Source organism: Pseudomonas sp. CLCA07, assembly GCF_053615335.1.
The window spans coordinates 1,027,383-1,046,728 of the sequence record NZ_CM132131.1 but is presented as its reverse complement, the minus strand read 5'-3'; the positions used below and the strand labels follow the sequence as shown (position 1 = coordinate 1,046,728).

14 protein-coding genes are annotated in these 19,346 nt (G+C 59.9%); 5 read left to right on the top strand and 9 right to left on the bottom strand.

The window, feature by feature from the left end; genetic code table 11:
• Positions 1 to 233 precede the first annotated feature (233 nt).
• From ACWGZX_RS04760 to ACWGZX_RS04745, 4 genes are all read right to left on the bottom strand, one after another.
• The gene (locus ACWGZX_RS04760; RefSeq protein ID WP_452627481.1) at positions 234 to 1,904 is read right to left on the bottom strand and encodes a protein kinase domain-containing protein; all 1,671 of its coding nucleotides are present in this window, start codon (positions 1,902 to 1,904) and stop codon (positions 234 to 236) included.
• Positions 1,905 to 1,911: 7 nt separating this feature from the next.
• Entirely contained in the window at positions 1,912 to 3,123 is a 1,212-nt protein-coding gene (locus ACWGZX_RS04755; RefSeq protein ID WP_452627480.1) for a nitrate/nitrite transporter, read from the bottom strand.
• A gap of 372 nt (positions 3,124 to 3,495) precedes the next feature.
• On the bottom strand, positions 3,496 to 4,071 hold the full coding sequence (locus ACWGZX_RS04750) for an ANTAR domain-containing response regulator (protein WP_223516712.1): 576 nt from the start codon (positions 4,069 to 4,071) through the stop codon (positions 3,496 to 3,498).
• A 15-nt stretch (positions 4,072 to 4,086) separates the two neighbouring features.
• Positions 4,087 to 5,298, bottom strand: a complete 1,212-nt coding sequence (locus ACWGZX_RS04745; protein ID WP_452627479.1) for a CmpA/NrtA family ABC transporter substrate-binding protein — start codon at positions 5,296 to 5,298, stop codon at positions 4,087 to 4,089.
• A 226-nt stretch (positions 5,299 to 5,524) separates the two neighbouring features.
• On the opposite strand from ACWGZX_RS04745, the gene ACWGZX_RS04740 reads away from it, so the two are divergent.
• Positions 5,525 to 6,544 carry a quinone-dependent dihydroorotate dehydrogenase gene (locus tag ACWGZX_RS04740; protein ID WP_452627478.1) on the top strand — a complete coding sequence of 340 codons (1,020 nt, stop codon included), beginning with the start codon at positions 5,525 to 5,527 and terminating at the stop codon, positions 6,542 to 6,544.
• A 216-nt stretch (positions 6,545 to 6,760) separates the two neighbouring features.
• Here the strand turns inward: ACWGZX_RS04740 and rmf are convergent, their stop codons facing one another.
• Complete coding sequence (rmf, locus tag ACWGZX_RS04735) at positions 6,761 to 6,979, bottom strand: ribosome modulation factor (RefSeq protein WP_007948532.1); 219 nt, start codon at positions 6,977 to 6,979, stop codon at positions 6,761 to 6,763.
• A gap of 529 nt (positions 6,980 to 7,508) precedes the next feature.
• On the opposite strand from rmf, the gene rlmKL reads away from it, so the two are divergent.
• Together rlmKL and ACWGZX_RS04725 are read left to right on the top strand one after the other, a co-directional pair.
• The gene (gene rlmKL / locus ACWGZX_RS04730) at positions 7,509 to 9,779 is read left to right on the top strand and encodes a bifunctional 23S rRNA (guanine(2069)-N(7))-methyltransferase RlmK/23S rRNA (guanine(2445)-N(2))-methyltransferase RlmL (RefSeq protein ID WP_452627477.1); all 2,271 of its coding nucleotides are present in this window, start codon (positions 7,509 to 7,511) and stop codon (positions 9,777 to 9,779) included.
• Positions 9,780 to 9,919: 140 nt separating this feature from the next.
• Complete coding sequence (locus ACWGZX_RS04725) at positions 9,920 to 12,319, top strand: sensor domain-containing diguanylate cyclase (RefSeq protein WP_452627476.1); 2,400 nt, start codon at positions 9,920 to 9,922, stop codon at positions 12,317 to 12,319.
• Between the two features lie 150 nt (positions 12,320 to 12,469).
• On the opposite strand, the gene dacB is transcribed toward ACWGZX_RS04725, so the two are convergent.
• Complete coding sequence (gene dacB / locus ACWGZX_RS04720; RefSeq protein ID WP_452627475.1) at positions 12,470 to 13,930, bottom strand: D-alanyl-D-alanine carboxypeptidase/D-alanyl-D-alanine endopeptidase; 1,461 nt, start codon at positions 13,928 to 13,930, stop codon at positions 12,470 to 12,472.
• Positions 13,931 to 14,164: 234 nt separating this feature from the next.
• On the opposite strand from dacB, the gene ACWGZX_RS04715 reads away from it, so the two are divergent.
• A complete protein-coding gene (locus ACWGZX_RS04715) occupies positions 14,165 to 14,509 on the top strand; it encodes a YggL family protein (RefSeq protein ID WP_007896965.1) in 345 nt (114 codons plus the stop codon).
• 135 nt (positions 14,510 to 14,644) lie between these two features.
• Here ACWGZX_RS04715 and ACWGZX_RS04710 read toward each other — a convergent pair whose 3' ends face one another.
• On the bottom strand, positions 14,645 to 15,835 hold the full coding sequence (locus ACWGZX_RS04710) for a benzoate/H(+) symporter BenE family transporter (protein ID WP_452627474.1): 1,191 nt from the start codon (positions 15,833 to 15,835) through the stop codon (positions 14,645 to 14,647).
• 358 nt (positions 15,836 to 16,193) lie between these two features.
• On the opposite strand from ACWGZX_RS04710, the gene ACWGZX_RS04705 reads away from it, so the two are divergent.
• Positions 16,194 to 16,958, top strand: coding sequence for a GntR family transcriptional regulator (locus ACWGZX_RS04705; RefSeq protein ID WP_223511768.1), 765 nt, complete (start codon positions 16,194 to 16,196; stop codon positions 16,956 to 16,958).
• A 184-nt stretch (positions 16,959 to 17,142) separates the two neighbouring features.
• Here the strand turns inward: ACWGZX_RS04705 and guaD are convergent, their stop codons facing one another.
• Positions 17,143 to 18,447 (bottom strand): guanine deaminase, encoded by a 1,305-nt coding sequence (gene guaD / locus ACWGZX_RS04700; RefSeq protein WP_452627473.1) that lies wholly within the window; start codon positions 18,445 to 18,447, stop codon positions 17,143 to 17,145.
• A gap of 8 nt (positions 18,448 to 18,455) precedes the next feature.
• On the bottom strand, positions 18,456 to 19,301 hold the full coding sequence (xdhC, locus tag ACWGZX_RS04695; RefSeq protein WP_452627472.1) for a xanthine dehydrogenase accessory protein XdhC: 846 nt from the start codon (positions 19,299 to 19,301) through the stop codon (positions 18,456 to 18,458).
• Between the last annotated feature and the right edge of the window lie 45 nt (positions 19,302 to 19,346).

Here is a 19,346-nt window from a genome sequence, read left to right as displayed (position 1 = left end):
GGTTTATTGGGTTCGGTCGAAGACCTGGAATGTGAAAGGAGCGTTTTCGCACCGAATCAATGCACGATGCCCGCAATTGGCGCGGTCTCTGTAGCAGCTGGCGAAGCCTGCGTTCGGCTGCGTAGCAGTCGCAATTTCAGGCGACATGGTGTGCCAGGTACACCCTGCATACAGGGTTTATGACTGCTTCGCAGTCGAACGCAGGCTTCGCCAGCTGCTACAAGGGATCTGTGTCAGCCATGAAATACAAGAACCAGCAGCACCAGATTCAACAACAACGACACCAGCGCCATTGTCCGCCAGACCTTCAGCGGTTCGCGTTCCAGTAGCGGTCTGGGCCGCACGCTCAAACTGCGGCGCTCGCCTTGTTCCAGAAGCAGCAGCCATTCCTCCGCCGTTTCAAAGCGCTGAAGCGGATCTGCCGCGACGGCGCGTTCCAGGCATTGCGCAATCCACTCCGGCAAGTCCGGCCGATAACGACTGGCACTGACCGGTACACCGAACCGGGGTCGCTGGAACGCTTCGATTTCACCGTAGGGATAATGCCCGGTCAGCAGGAAGTACAGCGTCACGCCAACCGCGTACAGATCCTGTTGCGGGGTCGGTGCATCTCCGCGAAAGGCTTCCGGTGCAATGTAACTGGGCGTTCCAGGCAGCGCAGAAGGTTGATCCTCCGACAGGCCGGCGCAATACGCGAGGCCGAAATCCAGCAGGCGCAACTCGCCGTCGTCACCCAGCAGCAGGTTTTCCGGTTTGATATCGCGGTGCAGAATCTGCCGTCGATGCAGCATGCCGACCGCCCGTAGCAGGCGTTCGGCCAGATCCAGCCATTGCACAAGCGGTATGGGTCCTACAGCCGTATGCAGTTCTGCCAGCGTAGATCCGGAATATTCGCGCATCACGTAGTACAAATGCTGACGCTGACTGGCGGCATGGACCTCAGGGAAGTGCCGTCCCGCCACGCGTTTTAGAAACCACTCTTCCGAAAGCAGCGCTTGCCCCGCCAGGTGATCGTCGCGTAGCGCAGCGGGCAAGGTTTTCAACAGCCAGGGTTGTTGTTGCCCGTCGCGAACCCGGTAAAGCAGTGACTGTTGGCTGTGGCCGAGTACGCCTTCGACGTGCCAGCCTTCGAAGGATTGACCGGGTTTCAGCGTGGGGGGTAGTGGCCATTGTTGTAAATGCATCAGCGCATCGCCAATGCTTGTTTCACCCAAGGCATCGACCCGCACCAGCAGGGCGCTGGCATTGTCCTGACTGCCGGCCAGATGCGCGGCATTCACCAGGGTCTGTGCCGCGCTGTCCAGATCGGGCTGATCTCGCAGAATAGCGGCAATGGCGGTGTCGCCCAACACCGCCCAAACGCCGTCGCTGAGCAGCACGAAACTCTCATTCAGGCGCAATTCGCCATCGAGAAAATCCAGCACCAGATGTTGATCCAGCCCCAGCGCACGCTTGAGCACATGCTGCATGCCCGGTTGGTCCCAGACATGATCCTCACTGACGCGCTGCAACTGGTCCGCGTGCCAGCGATACACCCTGCAATCTCCTACATGGGCCAGGGTAAAACGCCTGCCGCGCATGACCAAAGCACTGACGGTGGTCAGCAACGGTTGTCCGCCACCGTTGGCCTGCAACCAGCGGTTTTGCGCCAGCAGCAAGCGGTCCAATGCTTGGGCGACGCCCCAGGTTTGCGGGGTGGCGTAATAGTCCAGCGCCAGGGCCTGCAAGGTCGAACGGGCCGCGAGCCCGCCGTCGGCGCATTGGCTGACCCCGTCGGCAATGGCGAACAAGTACCCCTTGCTGACCGCCAACGCCGGGGCCGGCGTCACCAGGCGCAGGGCATCCTGATTTTCCTCCCGCGGGCCGGTGGCGCTGGCTTGGGCAAAGCTCAGTTGCAGGCTCATCGAGGGCTCAGACCCGAGCTGCCGTCACGGCAGCCGAACCCCAGGTAGTTCTCCAGCGACGTTTCACCCCGTGCAGACCGAACCAGGCCAGAACGCCGAGGCTGGCGAACAACCACAAGGCCAGTTGATAGCTGCCAGTGCTTTGCTTGATCGCGCCCATACCTGCCGCCAGCGCGAAGCCACCGATACCGCCGGCCATGCCGATCAAGCCAGTCATCACACCGATCTCCCGACGAAAGCGCTGCGGCACTAATTGGAAAACCGCGCCGTTACCTGCGCCCAACCCGAGCATGGTGCAGACGAAAAGCGCCAGTGCCGCGTAGGAACTCGGCAGATTGAAACCCACCACCGAGATACAGATTGCCGCCACCGTGTACATCGCCAGCAACGTGCGAATACCGCCGAAACGGTCCGCCAGTGCACCGCCCAATGGACGCATCAGGCTGCCGCCAAATACGCAGGCCGCCGTGTAGTAACCGGCCGTGACCGGGCTCAGGCCGTATTGGTCGTTGAAGTAGCCGGGCAGGGCGCTGGCCAGGCCGATGAAGCCGCCGAAGGTCACGCTGTAGAAAAACATGAACCACCAGCTGTCGCGGTCGCCCAGGGCTTTGAAGTAGTCGGCCATGGACTTGGCTTTCGGTCGCTCAGGTGCGTTTTTCGCCAGCCAGGCGAAGACGATCAGGGTCAGGATCAGCGGGATCAGGGCGAAGCCGAACACGTTGCTCCAGCCGAAAGCGGCCGCCAATACCGGGGCGATCAGCGCGGCGAGCACCGTGCCCGAGTTGCCAGCGCCGGCAATGCCCATGGCTTTGCCCTGATGTTGCGGCGGATACCATTGCGAGGCCAGCGGCAGGGCGACGGCGAAGGACGCACCGGCCATGCCAAGGAACAAGCCAAGGACCAGCGCTTGTTCGTAACTGTGAATCCCGAGTTTCCAGGCGCCGAACAGCGCGCAGATAACGATTACCTGGCCAATCAGCCCAGCAGTTTTTGGCGACAGACGATCCGCCAGCATGCCCATGATAAAGCGCAGTACGGCACCGGCCAGAATTGGCGTCGCCACTACCAGCCCGCGCTGTTGGGTGGTCAGGTGCAGGTCGGCGGCGATCTGTACGGCCAACGGGCCGAGCAGGTACCAGACCATGAAACTCAGGTCGAAGTAGAGGAAGGCCGCAAACAGTGTCGGCGTATGGCCAGATTTCCAGAAGCTTGAATTCATCGCGCACCTCAGCTGTGAAGAGTCTCGAGAAGGAGTCATGAGCTAACAGGTGGGGCGCCTAGGGGCCGCACCACCGGCCCCGGGCTGTGGGGCCAAAACGAAAAAACGCCGCCACCCGATTCGCCAGAGGCAAATGGGGTGAGCGACGTCTTTGTCGTAGGTGGGGCAACCGCCGTTGGTTACCTGTGGTGATTACTTAGCCAGATCTGTGCCAACAATCTGCTTTTGTGGCGAGGGGGCTTGTCGGAACGCCGCATCGCCCCGTCCGGCGGCGAAGCCGTCGCAAGACCTGTGTGCAGGGTATGCCTGAGGGAATGCATGGGGCGGCTTCGCCACCCAACGGGGGCAAGCCCCCTCGCCACAATGATCGAGTTATCCAAGCAACTCACTCATGGCTATGATCTGCTCTGCAACCTGGATCAGCTTCTGCTGCCGGCTCATGGCCTGGCGGCGCATCAGGGTGTAGGCCTCTTCCTCATTGCAGTTTTTCATCTTCATCAGCAACCCCTTGGCCAGCTCGATGCGCTTGCGTTCGGCCAGTTGTTGGTCGCGGGCATGAAGCTGAGCGCGTAACGCCTGGTCACTTTCAAACCGTGCCATGGCCACGTCGAGAATCGGCTGCAAGCGTTGTGCGTGAATACCTTCGACGATGTAGGCACTGACCCCGGACTGGATCGCCTGACGCATCACGCCGGGGTCATGTTCATCGGTAAACATGACGATCGGCCGTGGTTGGTCGCGGGTCACCAGCACTACTTGCTCCATCACATCGCGGCTCGGTGACTCGGTATCGATCAGAATCACGTCCGGACGCACCATTTCGACGCGTTCGGGCAGGTCGATGGTCAGACCCGACTCATCGATCACCTCAAACCCGGCTTCGGTCAGGGCGGCTTTGAGGCGGCCGACTTTCTTCGCGGTATCGTTGATCAGCAGGATACGCAGCATGTTTGCAGTCTCCTGTCAGCGGTGAGCGAATCGTTGCGAGCTGTCGCTCAGGGCGTGCAACTTGAAGCTGCGGGCATAGCCGGACGGATCGGAGCCGTCCCAGACTTTGCCGTCGATCAACTGGCTGCTGCGCATTTGCTGCCCACTGGCTGCGACACCGACGGCGGTGGCGGCCTCACGGTACAGATCCAGTTGCTGAACCTGACGGGCCACGTCGAGGTAATCCGGATCGTCACGCAACAATCCCCAGCGCCGGAACTGAGTCATGAACCACATACCGTCGGACAGGTACGGCACATTGACCTCGCCGCCGGCATGGAAACGCAGCGCGTGCGGGTCCTGCCAGCGATTGCCCAGCCCGTCAGCGTAATCGCCCAGCAGGCGCGGCTCGATGCAGTCGAGGGGCGCGTCGAGGTAGTCGGGCGCGCTCAATAGTTGTGCGGTGCTGCGGCGGTTTTCAGGGTTTTGCTCGATGAACCGGCTGGCTTCCAGAATCGCCATCACCAAGGCTCGCGCGGTGTTGGGGTATTGCTCGACAAACGCACGAGTGCAGCCGAGGACTTTTTCCGGGTGATCGGGCCAAATGGTCTGAGACGTCGCCAGGGTAAAGCCGAGATTCTGCTGCACCGCGCTGGCGGACCACGGCTCACCCACGCAAAAACCATCGATACGTCCGGCTTGCAGGTGCGCGACCATTTGCGGCGGCGGCACCACCACGCTGTCGACATCCTGCAACGGGTGGATGCCCTGACTCGCCAGCCAGTAATACAGCCACATGGCGTGGGTGCCGGTGGGAAATGTCTGGGCGAAGGTGAGTTTTGAGCGAGTTTGGTGCACGTGGCGGCCGAGTGCTTCAGGACTGGTCACGCCCAAGGCCTGCAAACCGTGGGAGAGATTGATGCTCTGGCCGTTCTGGTTCAGGCCCATCAGCACGGCCATGTCGGTCGAGACCACGCCGCCGATGCCCAGGTGAACCGCATAAATCAGGCCGTACAGGCTGTGGGCGGCGTCAAGTTCGCCGCTGACCAGTTTGTCCCGCAGGTTGGCCCAGGACGACTGGCGCTTGAGGTTCAGGGTCAGGCCGTAGGGCTGGGCAAACCCCTGAGTCGCGGCGACTACGACCGAGGCGCAGTCGCTCAAGGCCATGAAACCGAGATTGATATCGGTCTTTTCCGGGGCATCGCTGCCATTGACCCAGGCCAGAGGGTTGGCTGGAACTTCAATCATCAATAAGCACCTTTTTAAAAAAAACGCCGCCACGGGCTGCTTGCCAGAGCAAGGCCCAGTGACGACGCCTTTGTCTTGCGACCCATTGCGCCGTTGGCATGAGTGCTGATACCGGTGACGGTGCAAGGCATATGCCATCGCAAGCTGATTTCATCGCGCGCCTCGCCTGCAACCCGATGCCCGGCTATAATTGCCGCCACTTTTCAGCCCAGAGTCAAACCCGCCCATGTACACCCTGGCCCGTCAGATGTTGTTCAAACTTTCCCCGGAAACCTCCCACGATCTGTCCCTGGACCTGATCGGCGCGGGCGGGCGTTTGGGCCTCAACGGCTTGTTGTGCAAGGCCCCGGCGAAAATGCCGGTGTCGGTCATGGGCCTGGATTTCCCGAACCCGGTGGGTTTGGCGGCCGGTCTGGACAAGAACGGCGCGGCCATCGACGGATTCGCTCAATTGGGTTTTGGTTTTGTCGAAATCGGCACCATCACCCCGCGCCCGCAGCCGGGCAACCCGAAACCACGGATTTTCCGTCTGCCGGAAGCCGAGGCGATCATCAACCGCATGGGGTTCAATAACCTTGGCGTCGATCACCTGTTGGCCCGCGTGGCGGCGGCCAAGTACAAAGGCGTGCTGGGCATCAACATCGGCAAGAACTTCGACACTCCGGTTGAGCGCGCGGTCGACGATTACCTGATCTGCCTGGACAAGGTTTATGCCCACGCCAGCTACGTGACGGTCAACGTCAGTTCGCCCAACACCCCGGGCCTGCGCAGCCTGCAATTCGGTGATTCGCTCAAGCAGTTGCTCGCTGACCTGGCCACGCGCCGCGCAGAACTGGCGTTGCGCCACGGCAAACATGTCCCGCTGGCGATCAAGATCGCGCCGGACATGACCGACGAAGAAACCGCACAAGTCGCACAAGCGCTGATTGAAACCGGGATGGACGCGGTGATCGCCACCAACACCACCCTGAGCCGCGTTGGCGTCGAAGGCATGGAATACGGTGACGAGGCGGGTGGCCTGTCCGGCGCACCGGTTCGCGACAAGAGCACTAACACCGTAAGAGTGCTGGCGGCGGAACTGGCGGGTCGCTTGCCGATCATCGCCGTGGGCGGCATCACCGAAGGCAAACACGCGGCCGAGAAAATCGCGGCGGGTGCGAGCCTGGTGCAGATCTACTCCGGCTTTATCTACAAAGGCCCGGCGTTGATTCGTGAGTCGGTAGACGCCATCGCAGCACTGCGCTAAACCCCTGTAGGAGCCCGGCTTGCCGGCGATGGCGTCCTTGAGATCGCTGTCGCCGGCAAGCCGGGCTCCAACAAAGGATTGTGTTTAGCCAGAGAGCAGGCATAAAAAAGGGCTCCTCGAAGGAGCCCCTGGGCCGAAGCCCGCCGTCCGGATGGGACGTGCGTGGTTAATTCAGTCAGTCATCAGATTTTCGTGTCGGAGTGTTAGGCCCTGTAATTAATTGCCGACGGCGTGAAGTTCGTTGAGTCTGTGGATTCCCGCAGTGCCGGTCATACCGTCCCAGTTGTCGCCGCGTCCCTCGCGCCAGCCGTTAATCCAGGCTTGGCGTACTGACGGTAGAGTAAATGGGCAAAGCTCACGGGATTTGCCACCAACGCCATATTGATATCCGCGCAAAAATGCTCTTTCCAACGGATCACGCTTAAGTCTTCTCATAGGGTGTTGCCCTCACTTGTTGACTGTATTCATCGCGTAGACCTCAATCGAGGTCTGGCAGAAAAAAACTCTGCCGTTGGGGCCCGCTGCCGGCGTCGCGAGCCAAGGTGTTGACGTCGTTGCGGCGTCAACCTGTATTGAGTTCTAACCAATGCGTCACATCGAGGGAATGATCGTTTTGTCATAAGGACGTAACGATAAAGATGCTATGGCGATAAGTAACACGATGTTTGCCCCGTGTTTGTTGGTAAAGCCCTGTATGATCGGCCCCCCGCAGGATGATGGGGTTAATCCTTAGTGAGAATGACTTCTGTTGCGTGGGAGCATTATTCGACGAAGGGTCGACTTGTGACATTTTGTTGCATCAACTTTTTTATCTGCCTGTGCATCTAAGCTCTTCTAACCTGAGCAGCACTGGTGGGACGGCACACCTTCGTGCCACGCGGGCGCTCTTTTAGAAAAGCGCCTGATTGAAATCCGGGCCGGCAATGCGTTGCCGGTTCACTTAGCTAAAGGCTTTGAAAATCCAATGTCCGATCAATTCGAAATCTTCCTCACTTGCCCCAAAGGCCTTGAAGGCCTGCTGATCGAGGAAGCCGTCGGGCTTGGCCTTGAAGAAGCGCGTGAGCACACCTCTGCCGTGCGCGGCATGGCGACCATGGAAACCGCTTATCGCCTGTGCCTGTGGTCGCGTCTGGCGAACCGGGTGTTGCTGGTGCTCAAGCGTTTCCCGATGAAGGATGCCGAAGACCTGTACCACGGCGTACTGGACATCGAGTGGCAAGACCACATGCTCAACGCCGGTACCCTGGCCGTCGAGTTCAGCGGCCATGGCTCGGGTATCGACAACACCCACTTCGGCGCTTTGAAAGTCAAAGACGCCATCGTCGACAAACTGCGCACCCCGCAAGGCGACCGTCCGTCGATCGATAAACTCAACCCGGACCTGCGCATTCACCTGCGCCTGGACCGTGGCGAAGCGATTCTTTCCCTCGACCTGTCGGGTCACAGTCTGCACCAGCGTGGTTATCGCTTGCAGCAAGGCGCGGCACCGCTGAAGGAAAACCTCGCGGCCGCGATCCTGATCCGTTCCGGTTGGCCACGCATTGCGGCCGAAGGCGGCGCGCTGGCTGACCCGATGTGCGGTGTCGGTACGTTCCTGGTCGAAGCCGCGATGATTGCCGCCGACATGGCACCGAACCTGCGTCGTGAGCAGTGGGGCTTTACCCATTGGCTGGGCCACGTCCCGGCACTGTGGAAAAAGCTTCACGAAGAAGCCACTGAGCGTTGCGCGGCCGGGTTGGCCAAGCCACCACTGTGGATTCGCGGTTACGAAGCCGACCCGCGCCTGATTCAACCGGGCCGCAACAACGTTGAACGTGCCGGCCTGAGCGAGTGGATCAAGATCTACCAAGGCGAAGTCGGCACCTTTGAGCCGCGTCCGGACCAGAACCAGAAAGGCCTGGTGATCTGCAACCCTCCGTACGGCGAGCGTCTGGGTGACGAGGCGAGCTTGCTCTACCTCTATCAGAACCTCGGCGAGCGTCTGCGTCAGGCCTGCCTGAACTGGGAGGCCGCGGTGTTCACCGGCGCGCCGGACCTGGGCAAGCGCATGGGCATTCGTAGCCACAAACAATATTCGTTCTGGAACGGCGCGCTGCCGTGCAAGTTGCTGCTGATCAAGGTCACGCCAGACCAGTTCGTCACGGGCGAGCGTCGCACCCCGGAACAGCGCCAGGTCGAGCGCGAGCAGGCGGAAGTCGAAGTCGCCGGCAACGATGTGGTGCCGGGCAAGTACGAGAAGTACAACAAGAACGGCAACCCGATCAAACCGGCCCCGGTGGTGATCGAGCAACCGCGCTTGAGCGAAGGCGGGCAGATGTTTGCCAACCGCCTGCAGAAAAACCTCAAGGCACTGGGCAAGTGGGTCAAGCGCGAAGGCATCGATTGCTATCGCGTCTACGATGCCGACATGCCCGAATATTCCATGGCCATCGACCTGTATCAGGATTGGGTCCACGTCCAGGAATACGCGGCGCCGAAATCCATCGATCCGGAAAAAGCCTCGGCGCGCATGTTCGATGCCCTGGCCGCGATTCCGCAGGCCCTGAACATCGACAGGAGCCGCGTGGTGGTCAAGCGTCGCGAGCGTCAGAGCGGCACCAAGCAGTACGAGCGTCAGGCCGCGCAGGGCAAGTTCGTCGAGGTCAACGAAGGTGGCGTGAAGCTGCTGGTCAACCTCACCGACTATCTCGACACTGGGCTGTTCCTCGATCACCGTCCGATGCGCATGCGCATTCAGAAAGAGGCGGCCGGCAAGCGCTTCCTCAACCTGTATTGCTACACCGCGACGGCCAGTGTTCACGCGGCCAAGGGCGGCGCACGCACCACCACCAGTGTCGACCTGTCGAAAACCTACCTGGACTGGGCGCGACGTAATCTGTCGCTGAACGGTTTCTCTGACAAGAACCGTCTGGAGCAGGGCGATGTGATGGTCTGGCTCGACGCCTGCCGTGACGAATACGACCTGATCTTCATCGACCCGCCGACGTTCTCCAACTCCAAGCGCATGGAAGGGATCTTCGACGTGCAACGCGACCAGGTGCAGTTGATCGACTTGGCCATGGCGCGTCTGGCACCCGGTGGCGTGTTGTATTTCTCCAACAACTTCCGCAAGTTCGCCCTTGAGGAAAACCTCACCGAGCGTTACGCCGTTGAAGAAATCACCGCCCAGACCATCGACCCGGATTTCGCCCGTAACGGCAAGATCCACCGTGCCTGGAAAATCACCGCACGTTGACACCTAAACGGTGGATCCACAGAGCCTTGATTTTTAAAGGCTCTTTGGATTTTTCAGTGCTGGTCAAATTAGTGGCTAATAGCTATAACACTTCTCATGGCCAATGGGTTTTCCCGCACCTGGCGTTTTGAGTCGCGTCTATGTCGTTGCACGCCGTGCGCCCCAGGATCCTGGGTATTATCAGCGAAGATGCCTCGGCCTGGCTGGTCGCGCTGCTGGTATTGATTATGGGTGGTGTTCTTACGGGGATACTGGCCTGGTCAACGCTCAATGTATTCCACCATCAACTCAAGCAACGCTTCCAGCTGCTGGCCAGTGAGCGTTTTAGCCGCATTGAAGAACGTTTCGTAGACCAGGAGCAGCGCCTCGACGGCCTGCGCCGGTTCTTCTCAAATTCCAGCTCGGTCTCTCGCGAGGAGTTCGACGGTTACACCCAAGCCCTGTTGCACCGGACTCAAGCCTATGAATTCGCCGCGCGAGTGACGCGTGCCGAGCGTGCAGAATTCGAGCGCAAGGCGCGGGACGAGGGATTGCGCGACTTCACCATTCGTGAACTTGACGGCAACGGTCAACTGCAATTGGCCGCTGAACGCGATGAATATGTAGCGGTGCTTTACAGCCAGGCGCAAAGTCGACTGGGCTCGCTGCTGGGTTACGACTTGCTGACCGAGTCGATGCGTCGATCCACCCTTGAACGGGCGGACAGACTGGGCACTATGGCGGTGTCGCAGCCGATGCATCTGGTCAGTATCGAGCCGGTCTATGCGCGTGGCGTGCTGCTGGTGGTGCCGGTGATGTTGCGCAACACGCCAAGCGCTGCGGGGGTAAAACCCTTCGGTTATGTCATGGCAGTGATCAGCATGCGCCAGTTGCTTGCAGATGGATTGCCGGATTCCATGCACGACTATCTCTCGGTGCGCATTCTCGACTTGTCGGTTGGCGAGCAACACGAAGTACTTTTTGAATCCTTCAACGTACCGGCCGCCAGTGATTTGTCTGCGAGCCGGCTGTTGCGACTGGGCGATCACGATTATCAAGTCGACATCACGCCGAGCGAAGCCTTTATAAAAGCCAACCATTCCTCGGTGAAGACCTTGATGGTGCTGGGCGGGTTGCTCAGTCTGCTGCTCAGTGTGTTGTTGTACGTGTTGGTCAGTCAGCGTCAGCGCGCGCTGAAAATGGTGGAGCAGCGGACCGAGGAATTACGTGCCCGCGAGCAGGAGCTACGTGGCGCTCACGGCCAGTTGCGTGGAGTGCTGAATGCGGCAACTCAGGTTGCGATCATCGCCACCGACCTGCGCGGGATCATCAATACGTTCAATGCCGGTGCCGAGCAGATGCTGGGTTACGCCAGCGTCGAGGTCGTGGGGCACAGGACCCTGGAAAACCTGCACTTGCGCCGGGAGTTGGTGGAGCGCGCGGCGGAGTTGAGTGCGCGGTATGGCAAACCGATTCCGACCAGTCAGGCGATGTTGGTCAAGGGGGGCGAAGAGGGCGGGCACGAGGCGCGGGAGTGGACGCTGGTGCGCCGCGATGGCAGCCATTTGGCGGTGAACATGCTCGCGACCCCGGTGCTCGACGAGCAAGGTCTGTGGGTCGGTCACCTGGCGATCTGCATCGACATTACCGAACGCAAGCGCGTCCATGAGGCACTGGCGGCGCGGGACGTGTTATTGAAAAAACTCAGCGCCCATGTGCCCGGTGGCATCTATCAATTCAAGATGGAGTTCGACGGTCGCTTCAGTGTGATCTATGCCAGCGACGGGATTCGTGAGATCTACGAACTCGAACCGGATGTGCTGCTGCTCGATGCCGAATCGATCTTCACGCGCATTCACCCACAGGACTCGACCCGGGTCCGTGCTTCGATCCTGGCGTCAGCGGACACCCTTAGCCCGTGGCGCGAGGAATACCGCGTGCAGTTGCCCATACGCGGCCTGCGCTGGGTTCGTGGTGAGGCGACCCCTGAAGAATTGCCCGGTGGCGGCGTGCTCTGGCATGGCTACATTTCCGACATCTCCGACTTGAAACGAGTGGAAGAAGAGTTGCGCGCGCTGTCGATCACCGACTCGCTGACCGGGATCCACAACCGCCGCTATTTCCAGGAACGCCTGACCACCGAAATGGTTCGGGTCCAACGTGGCGGGGGCGAGTTGTCGGTGATCATGCTCGATATCGACCACTTTAAACGCATCAACGACCAGCATGGCCACGCCATGGGTGATCGGGTGTTGCAGGCCGTGTGCGAGCGTATCGGTCATCGGCTGCGGCGCACGGATGTGTTCTGTCGCCTCGGGGGTGAAGAATTCATGGTGCTCTGCCCGGACACCGACAGCGAGCAGGCTCAAGTGCTGGCTTTGCAGTTGTGGCAAGCGCTGCGCAGTTCACCGATCGACGGCGTCGGGATCGTCACCGCGAGTTTCGGGATTGCCAGTCGGCGTGTCGGGGAGGGCGCGGATGCGCTGTTGCTGCGGGCAGACTCAGGGGTTTATGTGGCGAAGCTGGCTGGGCGGGATCGGGTTGAGGCGCAGATAAGCTAAGACCTGACGCGTACCCTTGTGGGAGCGGGCTTGCCCGCGATGAGGGAGTGTCAGTCGACATTAATGTTGACTGATGTTCCGCCTTCGCGGGCAAGTCGAATCGTCGCACCGCCGCTCCTACATTTGATCTTTGGTGTTCTTTAGACTGGGTTATAGAACCGAAGCCGTATCTGGCAGTTTCGGCTGACGGTACAGGTCCAGTAGCACCTGATCCAGTACCGAAGACGCGCCAAACGGTGCCTTGTCGTTAAGGATCGCCACCACTGCCCACGTGTTGCCATTGACGTCGCGGCTGAAGCCGGAGATGGCGCGTACGGTGTTCAGAGTGCCCGTCTTGACGTGGGCTTCGCCGCGCATCGCGGTGGTTTTCAGGCGTTTGCGCATGGTGCCGTCGGTGCCGGCAATCGGCATCGAGCTGATGAACTCGGCGGCATACGGGCTGTGCCATGCCGCTTGCAGCATGGCTGCCATTTCACGGGCGCTGACGCGTTCGGAGCGGGACAGACCGGAACCGTTCTCCATCACCAGGTGCGGCGCCGTGATGCCTTTCTTCGCCAGCCACTGACGGACCACACGCTGCGCGGCCTTGGCATCGTCACCGTCTGCGTCAGTGCGGAACTTCTGCCCCAGGCTCAGGAACAGTTGCTGAGCCATGGTGTTGTTACTGTATTTGTTGATGTCGCGGATGATTTCCGCCAGGTCCGGCGAGTAAGCCCGGGCCAGCAATTTGGCACCGCTTGGGGTGGGCGCGAGTACATCCTTGCCCTGAATGCTGCCGCCCAGTTCTTTCCAGATGGCCCGCACAGCGCCAGCGGTGTAAGTCGCGTGGTCAAGCAGCGACAGGTACGTCTGGGAGCTGCAGCCATCGCCCAACTGGCCACCGACCGTCACGGTCATGCTGCCATCGGCCTGGGTCACCGGGTTGTAACGCACGCCACCGGTGCATTGCTTGGAGTTGACGGCTTTGACCTGGTTTTCGATGCGGATGCTGGCAATCGGCGGTTCCACCGACACCAGCACCCGGCCGTTGTCGTTGCGCGCCACAAAGCGCAGGGCCTTGAGGTTGACCATCAGCGAGTCGGGCTTGACCAGGAACGGCTTGTTCTCGTCGTTGCCATCATCATTGAACTCGGGCAATTGCGGTTGGGTGAAAAAATTGCGGTCTAGCACCAGGTCGCCGGTGATTTGCGTCACACCGTTGGCGCGCAGATCGCGCATTAGCAGCCAGAGTTTTTCCATGTTCAGCTTAGGATCGCCGCCACCCTTGAGGTAGAGGTTGCCGTTGAGGATGCCGCCGCTGAGGGTGCCGTCGGTGTAGAACTCGGTTTTCCACTGATGGTTCGGGCCGAGCATTTCCAGCGCGGCATACGTGGTGACCAGCTTCATGGTCGAGGCCGGATTGACCGAGACGTCAGCGTTGAAAACGGTCGGGGTGCCTGGGCCGGTGAGCGGGATCATTACCAGCGACAGGGCGCTGTCTTGCAGTTTACTGGCCTTGAGGGCTTTTTCGACGTTGGGCGAGAGCGCGGTGTTGACCGGGGCGGCGGAAACGGAAAGGGCCAGAGGAAGAATGAAACTGGCCAGCAGCAATGGACGTAAAGACTTGATCATGTGCAATAAAACCCTACAGGCGAGGGGGAAAAAAACGAGGGCATGGCGATAAAATCCCTCAGTGGTCATGAAAGTGTCGGCATTATGCCCCAAGGCTTGAAGTCGTGTGCCGTGCCATACCCCTCTAATCCGCTATTTTTTTACCAGCGGTCAGACATGCACCCCAGAGAGTCGGGCAATTAGTGGCTTAAACTGCTAAAGTGCCGCCCGTTATTACTTTTGAGGATTGTTCCAATGGCGACTAACCGTTCCCAGCGTCTGCGCAAAAAACTGTGCGTCGATGAATTTCAAGAGCTGGGTTTCGAACTGAACCTGGATTTCAAAGAAGATTTGGCTGATGAAGCCATTGATGCTTTCCTCGACGCGTTCCTGAAAGAAGCCATGGAAGCCAACGGTCTGGGCTATGTTGGCGGCGACGACTTCGGTCTGGTTTGCCTGCAGAAGCGTGGCTCGGTATCCGAAGAGCAGCGTGCTGCTGTTGAAGCCTGGCTCAAAGGCCGCAGCGAACTGACTGAAGCAACCGTCAGCCCGCTGATCGACGTCTGGTACCCGGAAAAGCCGATCAATCCGGTAGCTTGATGTCATAAAAGAAGCGGCGACCCAAGGGTCGCCGTTTTTTTATGCGCGAGATCGCAGCCTCGTTGCACTCGACAGCTCCTACAGGGTGAACGCGTTCCATGTAGCAGCTGTCGAGTGCAACGAGGCTGCGTGCTTTTAGCTTTTACGCCAATTCAAAATCACCAGCGTCAACACCCCCGCGACAATCCCCCAGAACGCCGAACCGATGGAAAACAGCGTCAGCCCCGACGCGGTGACCATAAAGGTGACCAACGCCGCTTCACGTTCCTTCACCTCGGTCATTGCGATGCTCAAGCCATTGATGATCGAGCCGAACAACGCCAGCGCCGCAATCGACAGTACCAACTCCTTCGGCAACGCGGCAAACAGCGCCGCCAGCGTCGCGCCGAATACCCCGGCAATCCCGTAGAAAATCCCGCACCAGACGGCGGCCGTGTAGCGCTTGTTGCGATCTTCATGGGCATGCGGCCCGGTGCAAATCGCTGCGCTGATAGCCGCGAGGTTGATCCCGTGGGAACCGAACGGTGCCAGTAGCAGCGAGGCGATGCCAGTAGTGGTGATCAGCGGTGAAGCCGGCACGGTATAACCGTCGGCGCGCAGGACGGCGATGCCCGGCATGTTCTGCGAGGTCATGGCCACCACGAACAGCGGAATGCCGATGCTGATGGTCGCGGCCAGGGAAAAGTGCGGCGTGGTCCAGACCGGCGTCGCCACTTCCAGATGGAAACCACTGAAATCCAGCAGCCCCATGAACCCGGACAAAGCCGTGCCGATCAACAGCGCGGCCAATACGGCATAACGGGGCGACAGGCGCTTGACCAGTAGATAGGTGAAGAACATGCCCAGCACCAGTCCGGTGCGATGCTGGGCGGCGACGAAAATCTCGCTGCCGATCTTGAACAGAATCCCCGCCAGCAGCGCCGCAGCCAGGGACGCCGGAATCTTCTTCACCAGCCGTTCGAAGCTGCCGGTCAAGCCACAGATGGTCACCAGCACCGCACACGTGATGTAGGCGCCGATGGCCTCGCCGTAACTCACACCGCCCAGGCTGGTGATCAGCAACGCGGCACCGGGTGTCGACCAGGCAATCGTGATGGGGGTGTGATAACGCAACGACAGGCCAATCGAGCACACGGCCATGCCAATCGAGATCGCCCAGATCCACGACGAAATCTGTCCGCTGGTCAGGCCAGCCGCTTGTCCTGCCTGGAACATCAGCACCAGAGAGCTGGTGTAACCGGTCATCATCGCGATAAACCCGGCGACGATGGCCGATGGCGAGGTGTCGGTCAATGGTCGGAGCTGCGTGTGCGTGGCGTCGTTCATGACAGCGGTGTTCCTTGTTCTGATAAAGATGTCGAATCAACGCAGAACCCTGTAGGAGCGTGGCTTGCCCGCGAAGGCGTCCTGTCATTCAACATTGATGGCGACTGACACGGCGTCTTCGCGGGCAAGCCACGCTCCTACAGGGGATCGCGTTCAAGCGGCGGAATCTGCGTTCAAGCCTAAACTCAAACGTAGCGGATCGTTGCAATACAGCGGAAGCGACAAACAGCCGTACAGTCGTGTTGCCACCATCCATTGTGTACAATCGCCGTGTTTTTTACGCGATACTTGCCAGCGACCCACTGTGCCGTATTACAGTCACGGTCAATTCGCCGCAGTTCTCCCGACTCGAGTGCCCATGAACGAACAGTTGCAGCCCCTAAAGAAACAACCGCGTACAGGCAAAGCCGGTCGCAGCGGTACCCAGGACGATATTGTCTACGCGCATATCTTCGAGGCCATTCTCGAACAGCGCCTGGCGCCCGGCACCAAGTTGAGCGAAGAAGCGCTGGGGGAAATTTTCGGGGTCAGTCGCACCATCATTCGCCGCGCGCTGTCGCGCCTGGCCCATGAGGGCGTTGTGCTACTGCGTCCGAACCGTGGCGCGGTCGTCGCCAGCCCGAGCGTCGAAGAGGCCCGACAGGTGTTCTTTTCGCGCCGTCTGGTTGAGCGGGCGATCACTGAGCTGGCGGTGCAACACGCGACCGCTGAGGAGCTCGCCGAGTTGCGGCAGATGGTCAGCGATGAGCGCGACAGCTTCTCCCGGGGCGATCGCGGTGCCGGCATCCGTCTGTCGGGTGAATTCCACCTGAAACTCGCTGAAGCGGCGAAGAATGCGCCCCTGATCAGCTTCCAGCGCAGTCTGGTGTCGCAGACTTCGTTGATCATCGCCCAGTACGAAAGTGGCAACCGTTCGCACTGTTCCTACGACGAGCACACCCAACTGATCGACGCCATCGAAGCGCGCAACGCTGAGCTGGCGGTGAGTTTGATGATGCATCATATGGATCACATCGACAGCAAACTCAACCTTGACGAAGAAAGTGCGTCGGATGATTTGCACGCGGTGTTCTCGCATTTGTTGCAGACCAAGAAGCCAGGGCGGCCGAGCGCGAAACTCTGATAGACCGAGTTGCCCCATTCGCGAGCAGGCTCGCTCCCACAGGGTTTTGTGTTGAATGCAAAATTTGTGATCAGCGAAGATCCACTGTGGGAGCGAGACCGGCTTGCCGGCGATGGCGATCTGACGGACAATAAAAATCCCCCAGGCTGTTAAGCAATGGGGGATTTTTTATGCCCGGAAAAACTCAGCGCTGATGCACCAGATTCCCCGCGGCATACGTCTGCAGAACAGTGCGGTCATCCCCCAGCGTCATCAACACAAACAACGTTTCGGCGATGTTGTTCGCCTGCTTCAAGCGATAGCTCAGCAGTGGCGTGGCGTTGTAGTCCAGCACCAGGAAGTCCGCGTCGGTGCCCGGTTTCAGCGTGCCGATCTTGTCTTCTAGTCGTAGCGCTCGCGCACCGCCGAGCGTGGCCAGGTACAGCGACTTGAAGGGGCTCAGGCGCGCACCTTGCAACTGCATGACTTTGTACGCTTCGTTCAGGGTTTGCAGCAGTGAAAAACTGGTCCCGCCGCCAACATCTGTACCCAGGCCGACATTCAGTTTGTGTTTCTCGGCCATCGGCAGGTTGAACAAACCGCTGCCAAGGAAGAAGTTCGACGTCGGGCAGAACGCGATCGCCGAGCCGGTTTCTGCCAGCCGTGCGCACTCGTCATCACACAGGTGTACGCCGTGGGCAAACACCGAGCGCTCGCCCAGCAATTGGTAGTGATCGTAAACGTCCAGGTAGCCTTTGCGTTCCGGGAACAGCTCTTTGACCCACTCGACTTCTTTCAGGTTTTCACTGATGTGGGTCTGCATGTACAGGTCCGGGTATTCACTCAGCAACTGGCCGGCAAGGGTCAGTTGTTCCGGGGTGCTGGTCGGGGCGAAACGCGGGGTGACGGCGTAGTGCAAGCGGCCCTTGCCGTGCCAGCGTTCGATCAGCGCCTTGCTTTCGACGTAGCTGGATTCGGCGGTGTCGGTCAGGTAGTCCGGCGCGTTGCGGTCCATCATCACCTTGCCGGCAATCATCCGCAGGTCGAGCTGTTCGGCGGCCTCGAAAAACGAGTTCACTGATTGCGGATGCACACTGCCGAACACCAGCGCGGTGGTGGTGCCGTTGCGCAACAGTTCCTTGATGAAAATGTCGGCCACTTCATCGGCATGAGCCTTGTCGGCGAACTGGCGTTCGCACGGGAAGGTGTAGGTGTTGAGCCAGTCCAGCAGTTGCTCGCCGAAGGCACCGACCATGCCGGTTTGCGGCAAATGGATGTGGGTATCGATGAGACCCGGTGTGATCAACGCATCCTGATAATGAGTGATCTCGATATCGGTTGGCAGCGTCGGCAGCAAGTCGCTGGCGTGGCCGAGCGCACTGATCTGGCCGTTATCGACTACCAGCAAGCCGTCTTCGAAATACTCGTACGAGGCTTCGATCCCGACTTCGGCGGGGTCGGCGATGCTGTGCAGGATGGCGGCACGGTAGGCTTTGCGAGTCAAAGGCATGGGAGTTCTCAGTTAGAGGCTTGACTGCGGCGTGAAGCAGGCAGCAGTTTGGCAATCGATGATCCGGCGCTGGCGGTCTGCTGGCCGAAATTCGCGTTATAGGTGGCGATGATTTCGCTGGCGATGGAGATGGCGATTTCCACAGGCAACTTGCCTTTGACTTCGCCGATGCCCATTGGGCAACGCATGCGTTGCACAACGCTGTTGTCGAAACCGCGATCACGAAGACGATGTTCAAACTTCACCCGTTTGGTCTTTGAACCGATCAGGCCGAAGTAGGCAAAGTCGTTGCGCTTGAGGATCGCGGCGGTGAGTTCGAGGTCGAGTTGGTGATTGTGGGTCATGACGATGCAGTAACTGCCGACGGGCAGGTCGTCGATTTCATCCACCGGTTCTTCGCTGACAATCTTGCGCACGCCGTGGGGAATCTGTTCAGGGAATTCGTCTTCCCGCGAATCGATCCAGCGCACCCGGCAAGGCAGGCTGGCGAGCAGCGGCACCAACGCGCGGCCGACATGGCCGGCGCCGAACACGGCGATCTGCGCCTGGACCTGGCCCATCGGTTCGAACAGCAACACCGTCGCGCCGCCGCAGCACTGGCCCAGGCTGGCGCCGAGGCTGAAGCGCTCCAGGTGCGTGTCCTGTTTGCCGCTGGCGAGCATGTCGCGGGCGATCTGCATGGCCTTGTATTCCAGATGCCCGCCACCGATGGTGTCGAAGGTCTGGGTGGCGCTGATGACCATCTTCGAACCGGCATTGCGCGGTGTCGAGCCGAGCTCTTCGATGATGGTCACCAACACGCAGGGTTCACCTTGGGATTGCAGGTCGGCGAGGGCGTCGATCCAGTTGTACATGTTTCACCTCAACATCTCTGTTGTCTGTTCGGGCCTCTTCGCTGG